Annotated in this window: 1 protein-coding gene; it reads left to right on the top strand. The window is 58.6% G+C overall.

Annotation, left to right across the window (positions count from 1 at the left end; translation table 11 throughout):
- Positions 1 to 990, top strand: a 990-nt coding sequence (psbA, locus tag ACVWY9_RS14085; protein WP_457389033.1) for a photosystem II q(b) protein, incomplete at its 5' end; no start/stop codon positions are given.
- Between the last annotated feature and the right edge of the window lie 40 nt (positions 991 to 1,030).

Genomic DNA, 1,030 nt, shown 5'->3' with positions numbered 1-1,030 from the left:
AACCGCCTTTACATTGGCTGGTTTGGGGTGCTGATGATTCCCACCCTCCTGACTGCCACCACCTGCTTTATCATCGCCTTCATTGGGGCTCCGCCGGTGGACATTGACGGCATCCGCGAGCCCGTTTCCGGTTCCTTGCTGTACGGGAACAACATCATTTCTGGGGCTGTAGTGCCCTCTTCGGCAGCCATTGGCCTGCACTTTTACCCGATTTGGGAAGCCGCCTCACTGGACGAGTGGCTGTACAACGGCGGTCCGTACCAGCTGATTGTGCTGCACTTTTTGATTGGGGTGTTCTGCTACATGGGACGCGAATGGGAGCTGAGCTACCGTTTGGGGATGCGGCCCTGGATTGCGGTGGCTTACTCTGCGCCGGTGGCAGCGGCCACAGCAGTGTTTTTGATTTACCCGATTGGGCAGGGGTCGTTCTCGGATGGGATGCCCCTGGGGATTTCGGGGACCTTCAACTTCATGCTGGTGTTCCAGGCAGAGCACAACATCCTGATGCACCCGTTCCACCAGCTGGGCGTGGCTGGCGTGTTTGGGGGTGCGCTGTTTAGTGCCATGCACGGGTCGCTGGTGACCTCGAGCCTGATTCGGGAGACCTCGGAAGAGGAGTCTCAGAACCTGGGGTACAAGTTTGGGCAAGAGGAAGAGACCTACAACATTGTGGCGGCGCACGGGTATTTTGGCCGGTTGATTTTCCAGTATGCGTCGTTCAACAACAGCCGGAGCCTGCACTTTTTCCTGGCGGCTTGGCCGGTGATTGGGATTTGGTTTACGGCGCTGGGGATCAGCATCATGGCGTTCAACCTGAACGGGTTCAACTTCAACCAGTCGATTGTGGACAGCAACGGTCGAGTGGTGGGGACCTGGGCTGATGTGCTGAACCGGGCGAACCTGGGGATGGAAGTGATGCACGAGCGGAATGCGCACAACTTCCCGCTGGATTTGGCGGCGGTGGAGGTAGCGCCTGCGGTGCGTGGCTGATGGCCTGACCTGACGCTTCAACAGCATTGGTGGATCCCCC

The organism is Thermostichus sp. OS-CIW-31, assembly GCF_054060305.1.
The sequence above is the reverse complement of the archived record's forward strand: the minus strand, read 5'-3'. Positions and strand labels throughout refer to the sequence as shown.